At 37.9% G+C, this 18,860-nt stretch carries 14 protein-coding genes; 11 read left to right on the top strand and 3 right to left on the bottom strand.

The features are described 5' to 3' along the window. The first annotated feature begins 2 nt into the window (after positions 1-2). From CYTFE_RS0103455 to CYTFE_RS0103465, 3 genes are all read left to right on the top strand, one after another. Positions 3-2,963 carry an ATP-binding cassette domain-containing protein gene (locus tag CYTFE_RS0103455; RefSeq protein ID WP_027470672.1) on the top strand — a complete coding sequence of 987 codons (2,961 nt, stop codon included), beginning with the start codon at positions 3-5 and terminating at the stop codon, positions 2,961-2,963. A gap of 353 nt (positions 2,964-3,316) precedes the next feature. Continuing rightward, positions 3,317-3,802 carry a hypothetical protein gene (locus CYTFE_RS0103460; RefSeq protein ID WP_044262541.1) on the top strand — a complete coding sequence of 162 codons (486 nt, stop codon included), beginning with the start codon at positions 3,317-3,319 and terminating at the stop codon, positions 3,800-3,802. A gap of 81 nt (positions 3,803-3,883) precedes the next feature. Next, a complete protein-coding gene (locus tag CYTFE_RS0103465) occupies positions 3,884-5,128 on the top strand; it encodes a SpoIID/LytB domain-containing protein (RefSeq protein WP_027470674.1) in 1,245 nt (414 codons plus the stop codon). Between the two features lie 245 nt (positions 5,129-5,373). On the opposite strand, the gene CYTFE_RS0103470 is transcribed toward CYTFE_RS0103465, so the two are convergent. Further along, the gene (locus CYTFE_RS0103470) at positions 5,374-6,627 is read right to left on the bottom strand and encodes an aminotransferase class I/II-fold pyridoxal phosphate-dependent enzyme (protein WP_027470675.1); all 1,254 of its coding nucleotides are present in this window, start codon (positions 6,625-6,627) and stop codon (positions 5,374-5,376) included. A 252-nt stretch (positions 6,628-6,879) separates the two neighbouring features. Here CYTFE_RS0103470 and CYTFE_RS0103475 point away from each other — a divergent pair, with 252 nt between their 5' ends. The 8 genes from CYTFE_RS0103475 to cysN all read left to right on the top strand — a co-directional run bounded on the left by CYTFE_RS0103475 (position 6,880) and on the right by cysN (position 15,467). Then, positions 6,880-7,692: an outer membrane protein assembly factor BamD gene (locus CYTFE_RS0103475; RefSeq protein WP_027470676.1), complete on the top strand. Its 813-nt coding sequence runs from the start codon at positions 6,880-6,882 to the stop codon at positions 7,690-7,692. Between the two features lie 23 nt (positions 7,693-7,715). Beyond that, positions 7,716-8,039: a DNA-directed RNA polymerase subunit omega gene (locus CYTFE_RS0103480; RefSeq protein ID WP_027470677.1), complete on the top strand. Its 324-nt coding sequence runs from the start codon at positions 7,716-7,718 to the stop codon at positions 8,037-8,039. A 120-nt stretch (positions 8,040-8,159) separates the two neighbouring features. Continuing rightward, positions 8,160-9,371 carry a bifunctional phosphopantothenoylcysteine decarboxylase/phosphopantothenate--cysteine ligase CoaBC gene (gene coaBC / locus CYTFE_RS0103485; RefSeq protein WP_244880308.1) on the top strand — a complete coding sequence of 404 codons (1,212 nt, stop codon included), beginning with the start codon at positions 8,160-8,162 and terminating at the stop codon, positions 9,369-9,371. A 16-nt stretch (positions 9,372-9,387) separates the two neighbouring features. Further along, the gene (porD, locus tag CYTFE_RS0103490; protein ID WP_235208000.1) at positions 9,388-10,290 is read left to right on the top strand and encodes a type IX secretion system protein PorD; all 903 of its coding nucleotides are present in this window, start codon (positions 9,388-9,390) and stop codon (positions 10,288-10,290) included. A 14-nt stretch (positions 10,291-10,304) separates the two neighbouring features. Next, entirely contained in the window at positions 10,305-11,966 is a 1,662-nt protein-coding gene (gene recN, locus CYTFE_RS0103495; protein ID WP_027470680.1) for a DNA repair protein RecN, read from the top strand. A 289-nt stretch (positions 11,967-12,255) separates the two neighbouring features. Then, on the top strand, positions 12,256-13,101 hold the full coding sequence (locus CYTFE_RS0103500; RefSeq protein ID WP_027470681.1) for an enoyl-ACP reductase FabI: 846 nt from the start codon (positions 12,256-12,258) through the stop codon (positions 13,099-13,101). A gap of 159 nt (positions 13,102-13,260) precedes the next feature. Next, on the top strand, positions 13,261-14,166 hold the full coding sequence (cysD, locus tag CYTFE_RS0103505) for a sulfate adenylyltransferase subunit CysD (RefSeq protein WP_027470682.1): 906 nt from the start codon (positions 13,261-13,263) through the stop codon (positions 14,164-14,166). Between the two features lie 29 nt (positions 14,167-14,195). Beyond that, positions 14,196-15,467, top strand: a complete 1,272-nt coding sequence (gene cysN, locus CYTFE_RS0103510) for a sulfate adenylyltransferase subunit CysN (RefSeq protein WP_027470683.1) — start codon at positions 14,196-14,198, stop codon at positions 15,465-15,467. Positions 15,468-15,550: 83 nt separating this feature from the next. Here the strand turns inward: cysN and CYTFE_RS0103515 are convergent, their stop codons facing one another. Continuing rightward, complete coding sequence (locus tag CYTFE_RS0103515) at positions 15,551-17,077, bottom strand: OmpP1/FadL family transporter (RefSeq protein ID WP_152541683.1); 1,527 nt, start codon at positions 17,075-17,077, stop codon at positions 15,551-15,553. A gap of 44 nt (positions 17,078-17,121) precedes the next feature. After that, positions 17,122-18,546: a hypothetical protein gene (locus CYTFE_RS28325; RefSeq protein WP_027470685.1), complete on the bottom strand. Its 1,425-nt coding sequence runs from the start codon at positions 18,544-18,546 to the stop codon at positions 17,122-17,124. Between the last annotated feature and the right edge of the window lie 314 nt (positions 18,547-18,860).

Genomic DNA, 18,860 nt, shown 5'->3' on the forward strand with positions numbered 1-18,860 from the left:
ATATGGAGCAATATTTTAAATACGACACATTAAAAAATGTTGTGGAACTGTTTGGACTTTTTATAAGCTATAAGAACCAGGCACACGAAATGCTGAACTATTCATATCTGGATCAATACATGGGTTCGCGTTTTGCCCAAAGGGTAAGAATGGAAATGCTTGATTATTATAAAGAATATGCCACTCAACTAGAGGAGCAAACAGATGCGCATGTGCATGGCATAGCTCTAAAAAAGCATCTGAACTTTTTAAATGATGACCTTTCAAAAAATCAAAAAGTAGAGTTTTATATTGTTCTTTTGAACTATGTGATTGATACAGAGAAGGTTTCGGAGAGTAAAGAATATGTTACCCAGTTAAAAGAGCGCTTAAAAATAGTGTCCGATACATTTAATCTGGATGAAAGCCGGATAGAGAGTGTTGCTCATTTTATGAGTGATGACTTGGCTTTGGAGAAAAATTCTAAATCTTTATTTGTCATCGGAAATTTTAGTCGGGTCAAATTAAAATCCTTTCGAATGTATGATAAGAAGGATATAAAAGGGAAGATCGTAGCCTTGTATGTTCCGTCTATTTCTTCTTTTCTGATTCGGTATAGTGGCTCGCAAGAATTACATCTTAACAAGCAAATACTATTTCCTGAAAGAGTATACCAGTTTGCATTGGGTGGAGTAATTGAAGCAAATGAAATGACACCCATTTATTTTGCAGATTTGTATACCGATTTTTGCAAGGAAGATATAGACCGTTTAGAACTGGTCGCTCAGGATGTAGAGAAGACTTTTAAGGGTACAAACCTGGGCGTCAAAAAATTGTCGTTTAAAGTGAAATCACGACAATTAATGGCTGTTATGGGCCGGAGTGGTACTGGAAAAACAACTTTATTTAATGTATTAAGTGGTATTGCAAAGCCTAATAGTGGGCATGTGTATTTGAATGGTCATAATTTGCATGAAAATCTCGATAAGTTAAAGCGTCACCTGGGGTATGTGCCACAGGAAGATTTATTGATCGAAGAATTGACCGTTTTTCAGAATCTTAAGTTTGGCGCTCAATTATGCCGGGATGACCTGTCAGAAAAGGATATTGAGGAGTTGGTACTAAAAACATTGCTGGATTTTGGATTGTTAAATATCAAGGATTTGCGGGTTGGAAGTCCCTTGGATAAGGTCATAAGTGGGGGACAAAGAAAGAGGTTGAATATAGCGCTGGAGCTGATACGGCGGCCTGATGTGCTTTTTGTGGATGAACCTACATCTGGTCTGTCTTCGTCGGATGCCTTGCTGGTGATTAAATTACTTAAACAAATTGCTGGTATGGGGAATATTGTGATTATCAATATACACCAACCACCTTCCGATTTGTTTATGCTGTTTGATAAGCTATTGATACTTGATGAGAACGGATATGCTGCCTTTTATGGCAACCCATTTTCTGCATCATCATATTTTAAAAAGCAACTGGGGTTTGTGGATTCTATTAATGATGATAGTTTGAAATTTGGCCAGTGCAACCCAGAACAGGTAATTAACCTCCTCGAGTATAAAAAGCTTACGGCGGAGGGGACACCAACCGGAGATCGAGTGTATGACAGTACCCAATGGCATCGTTTATTTACCAAAGAAGTTCAAGAAGATATTGGTATGGAATTTAATGAGCTGGCCGCCTCGCTAACTACTATTCCCAATAGAATAAAACAATTTGGAATATATTTAAAACGTAATATTCAAATCAGAAAATCCGATACTCAATATCTGGCTATGATATTTCTGGGTTCGCCCTTGTTGGCTCTTATGATGGCATTCTTCTTAAAGTCGACGAACCTAGAAACACATGAATATCGTTTTATGGATAATGACAACCTGCCGGTATACTTGTTTATAAGTGTAGTGGTTTCTCTTTTTTTGGGCTTAATCTTAAGCTCTGGCGAGATATTTAGAGATTTGAAGGTGATCAAACGTGAGGCTTTTCTTAGTCTAAGTCCTTCGTCCTATTTGAATTCAAAAGTAGTTTATGTGGCTGTGGTAAATGCTGTGCAAATTTCTTTATATGTTTTAGTCGGTAATTCTATATTGGAAATCAAAGGTTTATATTGGCAATATATGCTGGTGCTGTGGTTAACAGCTTTTTCTTCTAGTATGTTAGGCCTTTATATATCCGCTAAATTTAAGTCTATTTTATCTATTTATATTACCATACCCTTTTTGTTAATTCCTCAGATTTTATTGGCTGGTGCCATATTAGATTTTGATAAGATTCATCATTCCTTGGCCTCGAAAAAATATGTGCCTGTTTATGCCAATATGAATATTTCCAGATGGGCATATGAGTCGCTTGTTGTTTTACAGTTTACCGAAAATAAGTACGACGAGGGGCTGACCGACTTGTTGGTTAAACAAAGCAAAATGAGTTACCATGCCAACTTTTTTATTCCGAAGATTGAAACTTTATTGGCTGATTTTCATAGGGATAAGGAAGTGAAAGGTGAGCTTGAAATGATGTTGCGAGAACTTATGTTTCAGTTTCCAGAGGTTGAGAAGCAGATTTTAAAGATACATGTAGAACAAGGAAATGTTGTTGAATTACAACAGCTTATATCTAAAGTGAAAAAGTGGCTGCGACTTAATATGAGTCATTTGTACGATAAAGTTGAAGAACAGCGAAGTGCCAGACAGGGACATATTGTTAAAAAGGATTATTTTAACCAAAAACTATCTGATTTTATGCTAAAGGCCAACGACTATGTAAAATATGTATACGAGGATGGAGATATGATCAGAAAATTTCAGCCTGGGTATTATGTTTCGGATAGTGCTATTGGTCGGTCTCATTATTATGCGCCCCAAAAAAGAATAGGGAATATATTGGTTAAGACATGGGTATACAATTTGTTTATATTGGCCATTTTTGCTTTGGTGTTTTATGTGGCTGTTTATATTCATTTGAAAAGAAATAAGTTTTGAGATATGATGAATATGGAGGTGCGTTAAACAAAAAATGAATGGGAATGTAAGAAAGTATTCTATTATTTGATGTGCGGGTTTGTTATGTTTTAAGATTATAGTGCCTTGATTGCTAGTGTGCTGGGCCTGTTTATTTTTGTCCTTTGGGTTTGGTTTAATAAAAAAGAAACTTTATGCGTCGGTATGCGTAAGTTTAGTAACTTTAATGGTAAGGTTTTTTCTTGCCGGATAAGGGTTGTTGTAACCTGATATATGTGGAACTTGTTGGGTGATTTTTTTAGATCAGAGAATCGTTGTGATTTTGGGTAAGTTCCATGAGATAATAAAGAATGAATTTTAAACACATTAATAATATGATAAACTTTACTTCAAGGGTTTTACTTGCAGTTTTACTGTTATCTGCCATTGCAAGGAATACCCAAGCTCAGTCATGCGCTGATGTTCTTAAGCTTTGTCCGCCTGTAGATGAGCTTTATAATAAAAAGGCCATGGCTCGAACGTATAAGATGAACCCCACACAAAAGCTTAAAATAATTCACGTGTTTTATGGTAGCACGGCATATCATATTAATATTTGTAAGTATGATAGTTTGGGAGATTTTCGTTTGAAAGTATTGGATTATGAAAACGGAAATGTTTTTTGGGACAATGGAGATGATAATTTTACGGATGAAATTAATATTAGTTTTGGTTCTACTAAACGGGTTATTCTAGAGATAACAGCCGAGAACCCCGAAAAATTTCATGAACAAAGGAGTTGTATTGGTCTTGTTATAAATTATCATCGAGAGGAGAGAAAAGATGAGATTCCTGAGCCTTCGAACCCGATAGGTTTATAAGAGATGAATCAATTTTTATTTTGGTCCGACACAAGGTTGTTTTGTGGTGATGGGTTTTATGTGCTTGGTTTTTAAATAACAATGTTTACTAAGAAGAATATTGATGTAGAAATATTTTGCGGATCCAAGATAGCGCTAAAAATGAAGGGTGACTATTTTGTAGGAGAGTCGCAAAGAAGATTGTCTGGTGCATGGTGTGCATCTATTTATGATAACAAAATTTTGCTGGAAGATGATATTGAAATTATCATGTCTTCAGAAGATGTTTGTTTAACTCCTGTATCTGTTGAACACACGGGTTTCTTGTTGGGATCAGACCATCGAGGAAGTAGATTTAGTGAGCAGATGTTCAAAGGAAATATACTACTTCAGCGCAAGAAGGAAGAGATAGTAATTGTTAATGAGGTGGATATTGAAAGTTTTGTAACAAGCATACTTTGTAATCGCTTCCCGAAAAGTACGCAGATAGAATATTTGAAGGTTCAGGCTGTTACACTTAGAAGCTCTTCTATTGCCTTGGCTATGTCTGATCATAAGAGAGTGACCACTTCTGTTTTTAAAGAGTCTGATTACTGTAGTATATTTGATTTTAGACCACAAAAGCTGATAGAGAACTATAGCGGGGTTTCTAAGGTATGTAATCATCAGGCGCATGATGCCGTTAAGGGGACCAAAGGTATGGCTTTGGTATATCATGATTCAGTGAGTTATATTCCACAAACACTTTGCTGTGGAGGGATAACTGAGAACGCCGACGCTGGCTTGGCGAGCGTTTTTGATGCCGAACTATTTAATAATATAGACTTGTCCATTAACGATCATATGGAGCAATGGATCTATAGTGCCTCCCATAGTTATTGTAATGTGGATGCTGTGTCTGCAATGGAAGATCTTACCTGGGGAAGCAAAATTGATTTATCAGAAGCATACAGGTGGAAACGCAATGTGGAAATTGTTTATTTTAATGCTTTGCTCCGAAATAAGTTTGATATCAATATAGGTAATTTCCAAACCATGGAAATAGTAGAGCGGGGAGCCTCAGGAATTGTCAAAGCGGTTTTGGTAGGGGGAGATGCTTGTGAGGTTGTTTTGAAGCAAGATGATTTGGATTATTTGATGGTGTTATTGGATTTGCCAAGTAGGTCATTTGTGGTTGAAGTAAACCTAGAAGAAGAGGAGCCAACTCTTGAATTAAATGGTGCTGGTATGGGGGTTGGCCAAGGTATTTGTAACGTTGGAGCTTTTGCCATGGCCCAGCAAGGTAAGTCTATGAGTGATATCTTTCAGCACTATTTGCCAGAGTATATGTTAGAAAAACAATATTAGTATATATATGATGAATAGTAGTTTTCTTGGGCTTACAGAGTCGTATAATGTTACAATGAAAGAGCCCAGGGAACAGTTGAGGTGCAGCATATTTTTTATGAATGGCTTGGTCTAAATAGATATTTATGTCTCACTAGCTGATGCTAGATATAGAACCAGGCATTAACTTAGGTCTAAATTTGATGCGGGATCAAAAAAAAGAGGCTGCCTCATATGAGACAGCCTCTTTTTTTATTATATAGTTATTATAAGATATTCGCAATTTTATCGCTTTGGTATTTACCGGCAACCAATTTTTCTTTCACTTCAGCAAAAGCTTTTATGGTGTATTCAACATCTTCAAGCGTATGCACAGCAGTTGGTATAATTCTTAACATCAACTGATCTTTTGGTATTACAGGGTAAACCACAATAGAACAGAATATATTATAGTTCTCTCTCAAATCCATGGTCAATTGAGTAGCTTCAGGAACGGTACCATTTAAGAATACGGGAGTTACCGGAGATTCAGTATTGCCTAAATCAAATCCATCCGCTCTTAACCCTTTTTGTAAGGCATTCACAATTTTCCAAAGGTTATCTTTAAGCTCGGGTCTGTTTTTTAATAGTTCCAGTCTTTTTAAAGCACCTATTACCATTGGCATAGGAAGAGATTTTGCAAATATTTGTGAACGCATATTATAGCGAAGATAATTTACAATTTCTTCTTCTCCAGCCACAAAAGCTCCAATGCCAGCCATTGATTTAGCAAAAGTACTGAAATATACATCCACCCCATCAATTACACCAAAATGCTCTGGCGTACCAGCACCGGTTTTACCCATTGTACCAAATCCGTGTGCGTCATCAACGAGTAAACGGAAGTCGAACTTTTCTTTTAAGGCAACTATTTTGTCCAAAGCCCCCAAGTCTCCGGCCATACCAAAAACTCCTTCGGTAATTACCAGAATACCACCGCCTGATTCGTTTGCTCTCTTGGTTGCTGTGGCCAACATCTTTTCGCAACGCGCAATATCATTGTGAGGAAAGACAAAACTTTTTCCTCCTTTTGCTTTATGTAAGAAAACGCCATCCATGATACAGGCATGTGATTCAGAATCGTAAACAATCACATCATTTCGTGTACATAAAGTGTCAATGATGGACACCATTCCCTGGTAGCCAAAATTCAGCAGGTAAGAATCTTCTTTCCCTACAAACTCAGCAAGATTAGACTCTAGTTCTTCGTGTATGCTGGTGTGACCCGACATTGCACGTGCCCCCATGGGATATGCCAAACCGTATTCAACAGCAGCATCAGCATCTGCTTTTCGAACTTCGGGGTGGTTAGCTAAACCTAAATAGTTATTGAGACTCCAGGTAAGTACTTCCTTACCACGGAATTTCATTTTCGCTCCGACTTCACCTTCCAGTTTCGGGAAAATATAATAACCATGCGCAGCTTTACCATACTGACCCAAAGGCCCCATGGTCTTTTTTATCTTATCAAAAATATCCACGTTGTATATCTTTTATGAATTTAAAGGGGCAAAGGTAATATTTTTTGATAATCGAGATACCTAATTAATATGAAAATATGGAAATATAAATATGTTGTTCAGCTACCAATTGTTTTTTATTTGGTATTAAAAGATTATCTTTGCACGTTGTTATATATTAAGAGATATGGAGTTTTTTTACGTAAAAGTTTCTTACTTCGTTTATTTTCAGTTGGTTATAAAATTTTATTCATATAAAACATCAATGCATTAATGAGACAAATTCTTGTTGTAGTATTCATTATCCCACTTTTATTTAGTTGTAGCCAGTACCAAAAGGTGCTGAAAAGTACCGATTACGAGCTTAAATATTCTAAGGCTATGGAGTACTATGAGCAGGAGGATTTTATGCGCTCGGCTACCTTGTTGAATGAATTACAAAGTGTTTATAGAGGGACCGATAAATCAGAAACCATAAATTATACCTATGCAAGTTGTTTATATGGTTTGAGTGATTTTATTATGGCCGGACATTATTATCGCCAGTTTGTAAAAACCTTCCCCTCCAGTGAACGTAATGAGGAATGTCAGTTTATGAGTGCGTATTGTTATTATATGCTCTCGCCCAAGCCCAGATTAGATCAAACGGATACCTATAATGCGATCAATGAGTTTCAGTTGTTTGTTAATCTGTATCCATCTAGTTCTCGTGTGGAGGAGGCCAATAGACTTATGGATGAACTAAGAGATAAGTTGGTGTATAAGTCTTATTTGAGTGCTAAATTGTATTTTGATTTAGGAAATTATATGGGCAATAATTATCTATCGGCCGTGATAGCTGCCCAAAATAGTTTAAAGGATTTCCCGGATACTAAATATAGAGAAGAGTTGTCATTTCTTATATTGGAAGCGAAATATATTCAAGCAGAAAATAGTGTAGAGGCAAAGAAGGAAGAGCGAATGAGGGATGCTATTGACGAATATTTTTCGTTTATTAATGAATTTCCAGAGAGCGATTATATGAAAAAGGCGGTTAAGATTTATAACGCAGCCTCTAAGAGTATAAATTTTGAAGAAACAAATTAGAAATAGAAAATTATAAATTCATCATGGATTATAAAAAAACAAATGCTCCGGGCACCACAATCACATGGAACACTCAGAAACTTTCTGAGGATACAGGAAATGTGTACGAGTCGGTAAATGTAATTGCCAAAAGAGCGAACCAAATTAGCGTGGAGATGAAAGAGGAGTTGAACAAAAAGCTTCAGGAATTTGCCTCCTATACTGATAATTTGGAAGAGGTATTTGAAAATCGTGAGCAGATTGAAATTTCAAGATTCTACGAAAGGTTACCTAAACCATCTTCCATTGCTACACAGGAATTTGTAGAAAAAAAAGTGTATTACCGCAACGCTGATAAAGATGTTTAGTTTTTGTGAAATTAAGCATGACCATTAATGGTGATTATTAGTAGTTGATACTTTTATAAAGAATAAAAAGATAAAGGAGGTTTTGCATATTTCTTTTATCTTTTTTTATTTACGGGTATTATGATATTAAAGGACAAAAAAATCATATTGGGTGTGTCGGCCGGTATCGCAGCTTATAAAGCCGCTTTGTTGACCAGGCTTCTGGTAAAACAGGGGGCTGAAGTAAAGGTAGTGATGACCGCCAAGGCAAAGGAATTTATTACTCCACTTACCTTGGCCACCTTATCTAAAAATCCCATCATGGTTGATTTTTATAATCCTGAAAATGGCGATTGGAATAGCCATGTAGATTTGGGGTTGTGGGCAGATGCCATGGTTATTGCACCGGCTACTGCCAACACTATGGGTAAAATGGCACATGCTATTGCTGATAATTTGTTGGTTACTACATATTTGTCTGCCAGGTGCCCGGTTTTTGTGGCGCCTACTATGGACTTGGATATGTATCTGCATCCTGCAAATCAGAGGAATATGACTATCTTGCAACAAGATGGTGTTCATATCATTGAAGCTGAAACGGGTGAACTGGCTAGTGGTTTGAGCGGTAAAGGCAGAATGGCTGAACCGGAAAGCATTGTAGAAAAGTTAGATGTTTATTTTCAGAGAAGGGCAACAGACCAGAAAGGACCACTTTGGGGACGTAAGATATTGGTTAATGCGGGTCCTACCTATGAAAAAATTGATCCGGTAAGATATATTGGAAATTTTTCAAGTGGTAAAATGGGGTATCATATTGCGGAGGTTTTGGCCGAGCGAGGTGCCTGTGTTACCTTGGTGTCTGGTCCTGTATCGCTACGTGCCGAACACCCAAGGGTGAATGTGGTGTCGGTTACCTCAGCACAAGAAATGAGTGATGCCTGTGTGAAGTATTATCCCGAATGTGAAGGTGCTATCTTGTCGGCAGCAGTGGCCGATTATACCCCTGAAACACAAGCAGCACAGAAGATTAAAAGCAGTGCCGAGGAGATGGTACTCTCTCTAAAAGCTACCACAGATATTGCAAAGCAGTTGGGAAGCATGAAGAAAGATGGTCAATTTTTGGTGGGGTTTGCCTTGGAAACTGAAAATGCCAAAGAGAATGCCGCTAAAAAGTTGGCCGCTAAAAATCTTGATTTTATCGTGTTAAATTCATTGGAGAATGAAGGAGCCGGATTTGGTGGGGATACCAATAAAATTACCATTATTGATGGGGGAAATAATATGGAAGAGTTTACGTTAAAAAATAAGCGTGAAGTGGCAATGGATATTGTAGATAAAATAATGTTATTGTAATTAAATGAATAAGCCCGTGAAATACTGTTTTGTATTATGCTTGATGTTTTTCCTGCTAAAGGTATCTTCTGCACAAGAGCTTCAATGCTCTGTTTCTGTGGTTTCACCGAGCGTTCAAGGAACCAATAAGCAAGTGCTTGAAACCATGCAGAGCGCCATACTGGAGTTTATGAATGGTCAAAAATGGACCGATAATGTCTTTAGTCCTGAAGAAAGAATACAATGCAGTATCATGATTAATATCAAGGAGATAAGTTCGGTGGATGATTTCTCGGGTACCATTCAGGTACAAGTTCGACGTCCAGTATATAACTCAGCGTATAGTTCTGTTATATTTAATTATCTGGACCAAGATTTTGATTTTAGTTATGTGGAGTTTCAACCTTTGATTTACAATCCTAATTCTTTTGATTCGAACTTAGTGGGAGTTTTGGCATTTTATGCCAATGTAATATTGGCTTTTGATTATGATTCCTTTTCAAAAATGGGAGGTACCAAGTACATGGAGAAAGCGGAGGACATTGTTAATCAAGCGCAAAATTCATCGGAAAAGGGATGGCGTTCTTATGAGAGTACCAGAAACCGTTATTGGTTGGTGGAAAATTATCTGAATGAATACCATCGTCCATTGCGTGAATGTATGTATCAATATCACCGTTTGGGTTTAGATAAGATGAGTGATAAGCCAGAAGCTGGGCGTAAGGAGGTGCTTTCTGCCATTGAAAGACTTCAAAAAGTTCATAGAAGTAAGCCGGGATCTTTCGCTGTGCAGGTATTTTTTGATGCGAAGTCAGAAGAATTGATAAATATTTTTTCGGAATCTTTTTCTATGGAAAAGGGGAGAGCGATCGAAATTTTATCGGAGGTAGATCCAGCCAACGCCACAAAATATAGTAACTCGTTATTGGATAATCAATAATTATTGAATCGATTATGTTAAAATCGTTATTTGTTTCTAATTACGCATTAATAGATCAGGTAGAGATAGACTTTTGTGAAGGTTTTTCGGTTATAACCGGAGAAACTGGAGCCGGAAAGTCCATTATTTTGGGAGCATTATCCTTGGTTTTAGGACAGCGTAGTGATGTTTCCGTTTTAAAGGATAAAGGAAAAAAAAGTGTGATCGAAGCAGTCTTTAATGTGTCAGGATATGGTTTGGAGGAATTGTTTCGACAAGAAGATGTTGATTATGATGCAGATACCACCATACGTAGGGAGATATTAACTTCGGGTAAGTCCAGGGCTTTTGTAAATGATACTCCCGTAAACCTCGGGTTTTTAAAAAGTGTTTCGTTGCGTTTGATTGATATTCATTCGCAGCATCAGAACTTGCTCTTGGGTGAAAAAGATTTTCAGCTGAATGTTGTGGATACTGTGGCAAAAAATGATGCTTTAAAAGAAAAGTATTTAGAGGATTATAGAGGATATAATATTCTGATCAAGAGAAAGAAAGAATTGGAGTCGCAGAATGCTAAGTTGGCTGAAGAGTTTGATTATATGAAGTTTCAGTTTGACGAACTTCATCAAATGAAGTTAGTGGAGGGAGAACAGGAGGGCTTGGAAGAGGAACGCGAAATGTTGTCGCATGCTTCAGAAATCAAAGGAAACTTATTTGCCAATGTTGAAATTTTAAGTGGAGAAACTACACCAGTGTTGGCTTCGCTAAAAGAAGTGACCCGGAATATTGAAAAAATAGCCTCATTTATCGGAGAAGGAGCAGAGTGGTCAAGGCGAATTGAATCTATTTACATTGATCTGGAGGATCTCACAAAGGAGTTGGAAGATAAGATGGAAGGGATTGATCATGATCCGGCACGTCTCGAGTTTGTTTCGTCTAGGTTAGATCAGTTATACTCTTTGCAGCAGAAGCATAGGGTAGATGATTTAGCAGGGCTTATTGAAATAAGAGACCAGCTATCCGAGAAGCTGGAAAAGATATCATCCTTTGATGAGGATATAGAGAAAGTGAACAAAGAAATAGATGCTGCGTTAAAGGTACTGAAACAATCATCTAAACAATTGACGGAATCACGCAAAAAAGTGATCCCGAGCATCGAAAAGCAGATTGTGAATCAGCTAGTGGAGCTGGGAATGCCCAATGCTCGTTTAGTAGTGGATTGTAAATCGGGTGCAGATTATAGCGAAAATGGATGTGATGATATTAACTTCCAGTTTTCAGCCAACAAAAAGGGTGAGCTTGCAGCTATTCCTAAGGTGGCATCTGGTGGTGAAATGTCGCGTGTGATGTTGTGTATAAAGGCTTTGTTGTCGGTTTCAAAAGGTTTACCTACTATTATTTTTGATGAGATCGATACCGGGGTTTCCGGTGAGGTAGCTGATAAGATGGGAGGAATTATGCAAGAGATCTCTGAAAATATTCAGGTCATCAGTATAACACACCTGCCACAGATAGCCGTTAAGGGTAAACATCATTATAAAGTTTACAAAAAAGATAGTTTGTCTGATACCAATTCTAGTATTGAGAAATTGGATTATGACTTAAGGGTGACTGAAATTGCAAAGATGTTGAGTGGAAGTAACCTTACGGATGCTGCACTTTCCAATGCAAAAGAGCTTTTAGGTGCATCGGCCTGAGGGTATTGAGTGGCGTGGTTTTAAACACGAGTATTAATATAAGGTGCAATCATATGCATCACGAGCTGATTTTTTAAAGCTTTGATTTATTGCCATAAGAAATTGTCATATTAATAAGTTGTAACACCAACGGGTGTAATTTATTTTGATGTTGATTCCATATGGTTAAGGATAGATTAGAGGCTTATATTGATAAATAGATTGATGAAAAAAGAGAATTAATTCTAGTATAAATGATCGTAGAAAGGCTTAATCATATATATTTGTACGCTCAAAATAGAATATAACAATGGGATATAATTTATTAAAAGGAAAAAGAGGAATTATTTTCGGGGCATTAAATGATATGTCTATTGCTTGGAAAGTTGCAGAAATGGCACACGCTGAAGGTGCTACTTTTACATTGACCAATACGCCTGTTGCATGTAGAATGGGTACGCTCACCGAGCTTTCAGAGAAATGTAACGCAGAAGTTATTCCTGCGGACGCTACCAGTGTTGAAGATTTGGAAGCAGTTTATGCCAGATCCATGGAAGTGTTGGGTGGAAAAATAGATTTTGTATTACACTCCATCGGAATGTCATTAAACGTTCGTAAAAAGAGAGTGTATCACGATCTTAATTATAGCTATCTGAACAAGACATTGGATATTTCGGCTATATCGTTTCACAAGCTTTTGCAAGTGGGCTTTAAAATGGATGCAATCAGTGAATGGGGTTCTGTTGTGGGATTGTCTTATGTGGCAGCACAACGTTCCTTTTATGGATACAATGACATGGCAGATGCTAAATCATTGCTTGAATCAATTGCTCGTAGTTTTGGTTATATCTATGGTCGTGAAAAGAAAGTTAGGGTAAATACTATTTCCCAGTCGCCTACTATGACAACTGCAGGAAGCGGTGTGAAAGGTTTTGATGGGCTTATGGATTTCTCAGAAAGAATGTCTCCATTGGGTAATGCGACGGCCGAAGAATGTGCGGGTTACTGTCTGACTTTATTCTCTGATTTTACCAGGAAAGTAACCATGCAAAACTTGTTTCATGACGGAGGATTTTCAAATGTTGGAATGAGTTTAAGAGCCATGACCCAGTATAACAAGAGTTTTGATGTAGACGATATCAGTTCTCTCGACTAGATTATATAGTATGACATCACGATGATGTCTTTTTGTCCTACCAGTAATGGTAGGACTTTTTGTTTTTAGGCAATGCAGTATAGTTTTAAAGTATGATTAAAAACATTAACTTTGGCTGCGTTTTTAGGAACCTACTAGGTTAAAATCATTAAAGTAACTATGGATAAATACCAGATTAATCACCTGAGGGAGCTGGAAGCCGAATCTATTTACGTAATTCGTGAAGTGGCGGCTCAGTTTGAAAAACCGGTGATGCTTTTTTCCGGAGGGAAAGATTCAATTGTTATGTTTCACTTAGCCCGTAAAGCTTTTTATCCGGCTAAAGTACCGTTTTCGCTCTTACATATTGATACAGGGCATAATTTCCAAGAAACATTGGATTATAGAGATAATCTAATGAAGAAGACTGGTGCCAAATGTATCGTTAGATATGTGCAGGATTCTATTGATCAAGGAAAAGCGGTAGAGGAAAAAGGAGTGAATGCTTCTCGTAACAAGTTGCAAACTGTGACCCTTTTGGATGCTTTAGAGGAGTTAAAAACAGATGCAGCAATGGGAGGCGGTCGTCGTGATGAGGAAAAAGCGCGTGCCAAAGAACGCTTCTTTTCTCATAGGGATGAGTTCGGACAATGGGATCCCAAAAATCAGCGTCCTGAATTGTGGAATATCTTCAATGGTCGTAAGAATATGGGTGAGCACTTCCGTGTTTTTCCAATTAGTAACTGGACAGAAATGGATGTTTGGCAATATATTTATATGGAAAATATTGAGTTGCCTAACTTATATTTTACCCACAAACGCGAAGTTTTTAATCGAGATGGTGTTTGGATGTTTAAGGCGCCGTTTATGCAGCTTAAACCTGATGAGAAGTTAGTGGAAATGGATGTGAGATGTCGTACCATTGGTGATATCACTTGTACCGGTTTAACCCTTTCAAAAGCTGATAACTTAGAAGATATTATTCAGGAAGTAGCAGCAACCAGAACAACAGAGCGTGGTGGACGTGCAGATGATAAGCGTTCAGAGTCGGCCATGGAAGACCGTAAAAAAGAAGGGTACTTTTAATCAATGTTTTTAGCTAGCATCAAATTATTATGAGCGAAAAGAATTCAGGATATTTAGATATGGAGCTTTTGCGTTTCACCACTGCGGGTAGTGTTGATGACGGTAAAAGTACTTTAATTGGCCGATTGTTGTACGATAGTAAAGCCATCTTTGAGGATCAGATGGAAGCCATTGAAAAGGCTAGTGAACGAATCGGAAATGAAGAGGTGAACTTGGCTTTGTTAACGGATGGTCTTAGAGCCGAACGTGAACAGGGTATCACCATTGATGTGGCATATCGTTATTTTGCCACTCCCAAACGTAAATTTATTATTGCCGATACACCCGGGCATATACAGTATACTCGTAACATGGTTACGGGTGCGAGTACTGCCAATGTGGCCATTATATTGGTGGACGCACGTCATGGTGTATTGGAGCAAACCATGCGTCATTCATACATTGCTTCTCTATTGCAAATACCTCATGTTATTTTTTGTATTAACAAGATGGATTTGATGGATTATGCAGAAGAGACCTTTGAAAAAATTAAGGGAGATATTGATGGATTCTCATCAAAATTGAGCGTAAAGGATATACGTTTTGTACCTATTAGTGCGCTTAACGGCGATAATGTGGTGGATAGATCCACAAAAATGGATTGGTATCAAGGGCCTACCTTGTTGCATCTATTGGAGAATATTCATATTGGAAGCGATATTAATCATAGCGATTTCCGTTTTCCTGTTCAGTATGTGATTCGTCCGCAATCTGCTGAATTTCCTGATTATAGAGGATATGGAGGTAGAATTGCGAGTGGTGCTGTAAAGGTAGGTGACCCAATTACTGTACTGCCTTCTGGTTTTACTTCTAAGGTGAAGACCATCGATTTTTTTGAGGACTCCTTGAAGGAAGCCTTTGCTCCACAATCAGTGACGATTACATTGGAGGATGAAATAGATATTAGTCGCGGTGATATGTTGGTTAAGTCCGATAACCTTCCTAATACGACGCAAGATCTGGAATTAATGATATGCTGGTTCAACGAACGTAATCTGGTCCCAAGAGGAAAATATGTGATCAAACATACATCCGCAGATGCACGTTGTATGGTCACAGGTGTTCAGTATAAGATGGATATTAATTCCTTAGAAAAGAATACTGATGACTTAACTGTGGGTATGAATGATATCGCGAAAGTTAATTTAAGAGTGACCAAACCTTTGCATGTTGATTCGTATCAGGTTAATCGTTTTACCGGAAGTATTATCTTGGTGGACGAAGGAACCAATGAAACGGTAGCGGCTGGAATGATTCTTTAAAAAAAATATACAAGCATATATAAAAACACCCGATGTTCAATACAGAACATCGGGTGTTTTATTTTATAAAGAGATGCTACTTTTTAAAATTTCCACCCCATGGTTAAGGCAATAAAGTGATCTTTTGTTTCTGTTATCGTTTGGTAAGGTATGCCGAGCTCAGCGTCATAGCTTGGATCCCAATTATAGCTGGTGTAACGGCTATCGTAGGCAGAAAGCTTATAGGCAAAATCAACAAAATAGTTTTTATTCCTAAAGCCCAGACCCGCTGAATAGCTAATTATCTCCCTGTCATTTTCTTCTATTTTATAAGGTGTTCCTTGATAGGCATAACCACCCCTAAGGCTTATTTGTTTTCCTAACCTGAATTCAATACCCGCTCTTAAATTGTTGGCACTTGTTAAATCAGCCTCTAATGCATCACTAGCTTCTTTGATGGCAGCGATGTCAACATAGTTGTTGGAATTGGTTTTAAACTTGCCGTTTGCATAATTAATATGTTCGTAATCTGCGCTTATTATGGCTATTTTACCGATAACGAAAGAGGCACCTGCTACCAGTTTTTCAGGAGTAATTAATTTATATTCAAATATATTTTCATAATCATGTGCATATGTGGAATTACCTCCCACAGCATCTATGTCGTTAAAGAATAGGCCATCTATTCCGGAGCCAAATTCTTCTTCCATGTTATACCATGTTGGACTATGGTAAGCTGCGCCTATTCTAAGAAACTGCATGGGTTTTACAATAAAACCGGCTTTCAAATTAATGCCAACTCCCGAAGCATCCAGGTAATTTCGAACCGAATACCTGTTAAATACATCATAACTATTTACTTGTCCGTCATCTAAGCTGTATTCTTCGTAATAGTGTGCTTCTTCTTTATAGCGCATGGTAACAATATTAACACTTGCCCCCAGCATTAGTATATTACTAATATTTACACCTCCGGTAAGATTAATTTCTCCGGAGTAACCTTCTTTATCTAGAATATTTGTTTGATGAACCTTATCGCCTGGATTCATAAAAGAGGAATAATATGAACCTCCCATTCCGTCGTCTACTTCGTCAATTAGATAAGAGTCGTAGGCCAGTTGACTAAGTTGACTCCAATTATCATTGGAATTGTTTGTATTTTCCTCGAAGTATCTGGCTAAGGATTGATCGGTATTGCGCGCAGCAGCCATACTTTTGTAATTAAAATTATTATTTCGGCTGTATCCGATGGAAAAGTGGGAACTAACCAAGCCATTTTTTACATCTCTCATAGGTTTGTAGGTACCTACAAATCCTATTTGACTTGGCGCAAAGCTCAGTTTTGATTCATCTGATTTGTTACCTTGTAGCTGACTATTGGTTGAATTTATGATGATAGACGGCGTTAGGGTAAATTCTGAAGAGCGGTATACAGCAATACCGGCAGGATTAATGGATAAGGAACCAAAGTCACCACCCAGTGATGCAAAAGCATTTCCCATGGCCATTGTACGGGCTGTGCCGCTATATTGGGTTTGAGAATATCTCAACATATCTTCATAGTTCTGTGCATTTAATGAAATCATTGTAAATGACAGAAAAAGTCCTATTATTGTTTTTATATGGTTCATCGTTATATGTTGTTTGGATTAAACATATTTGTTGTTCATTGGTGTTATCTACTTCCTCTGCTAGATCTACTGCTTCCACTGCTGGATCTGCTACTGCTACCGGAGCTGCTTGACCTGCTGCTGGAGCCGGAGTAGGAGCTGGTAGAGCCAGAAGATCTAGTGCTGGTAGTTGAGGGGCTGTATGATCTAGATGAAGAACTTCCACTGCTCCTATAGCTCGAACTACGGTTGCTGGAACTCCCAGTACTGTAGGTTCTGCTTTGTGTACTCCTGCTTGGTGTGGTGCTGTAGCCGGTACTCTTAGTACTGCTCCCGTTGGAATACTTACGGCTTGAAGTGGTATTGCTATATGTTCTTGTTTTTCTGGTACTTGATTTTGTGCTAGGCGCGCTACTCACACGATTGTAATTGCTTCGTGTGGTAGTAGAATATTGTTTGGTGTTATTGTAGGTAGGTGTATATGAGCTCCTGGTACTTCTGGTACCTTGTGTGCTTTTTGTTGTTCTGCTACTTGCTGCAGTGCTGTTGGCATTGGAGTAGGATGCCCGGGTGCTGCGACTGGTAGTTGATTGTGACCGAATAGCTGCTCTCGAGGAACCGGTGTTTGATTTGATTTGTCCGTTTCTACTCGAAGTAGTTGCGTTTTGTTCTACTCTTTGTCTGCTGCTGGAATAGGCAGGTCGCTTGTTGAAGTTATTGTAGTTTGATCCATGCCCTCCATAATAGCCGCCATGGTGGTGACGGTTGTAATATGGGTTGTAATATCCACCCATACCCCATGCATAATCCCATGCATAATAAGGGTAGCCCCATGATGAATAGTAGGGAGAACTGAAACCGTACCAGCTATTATAAAAACCATAGTTACCATAATAGCCAAAAGAGTTAAAACGACTGCCATAGCGCCAGTTCCAATAATTAGGGTTGTGCCATTCAGGCACTACCAATGCATAGTCTCCGTCTATATACACATTGTAGTCGAAGCCACTATTGAATATGACTTCCTGATATAATGGAGACCAATAAGGAATGCCTCTGAATGGCCCGTGAAAACGAGCTAAGCGCTCTGCATAGTCCCTATCCATCTCAGAGCCTTCAAATTCATTTACCCAATACCCAGTATTATCATCGTAATATAACAAGGAATCTATTTCTTGAATAGAATCATTGGTTAATAAGCTGGTGTATTCTTGTTGAATCTGAGAAAAGTCTCTCGTATCTTCTTGTTGATCAGTTCTGTCTGATTTTTGATATTCCTCCTGAAGAGAGGAGTAACGTTTGTTATTTTCCTTATTTAAATGCTCATCAGGTTTAGGCAATGCTGAATACCCTTGAGCTACAGTTGCGGTATTCGTTGAAGGAGTGTAGTAGAGATCATCTTCATATACATCCGATGTGTATGAGTTTTGAGTTACACATCCGCTGAATACTAACGTGATTATGGCGATTAAATATGTAAACTTTTTCATGGTCTGTACTTTTAAGTTACTATCAGTATAATGAGATGAAATGATATAAATTGCCAACAAAATAGCAATTCTAAATCATAAAAGGCCCAATTACTCAAATAAAGATGATGAGTATATGATGAATTACAATAAACGTACCATACTATTGTTTTTCGGAAGCTAACTGTTCGTGAAATGGATAGTTTTAAGATCTTTATTTTGCTTTAGAGAGAATAAAGCCTTTTTTTTACAGGTATGCACTTAAATATATCCTTGATTTTTTGTTATTTTGGACTTTCTAAGGAATACGGGTAAAATGCTCTTGGGGGATATGA

This window comes from Saccharicrinis fermentans DSM 9555 = JCM 21142 (assembly GCF_000517085.1).
Lineage (GTDB): Bacteria > Bacteroidota > Bacteroidia > Bacteroidales > Marinilabiliaceae > Saccharicrinis > Saccharicrinis fermentans.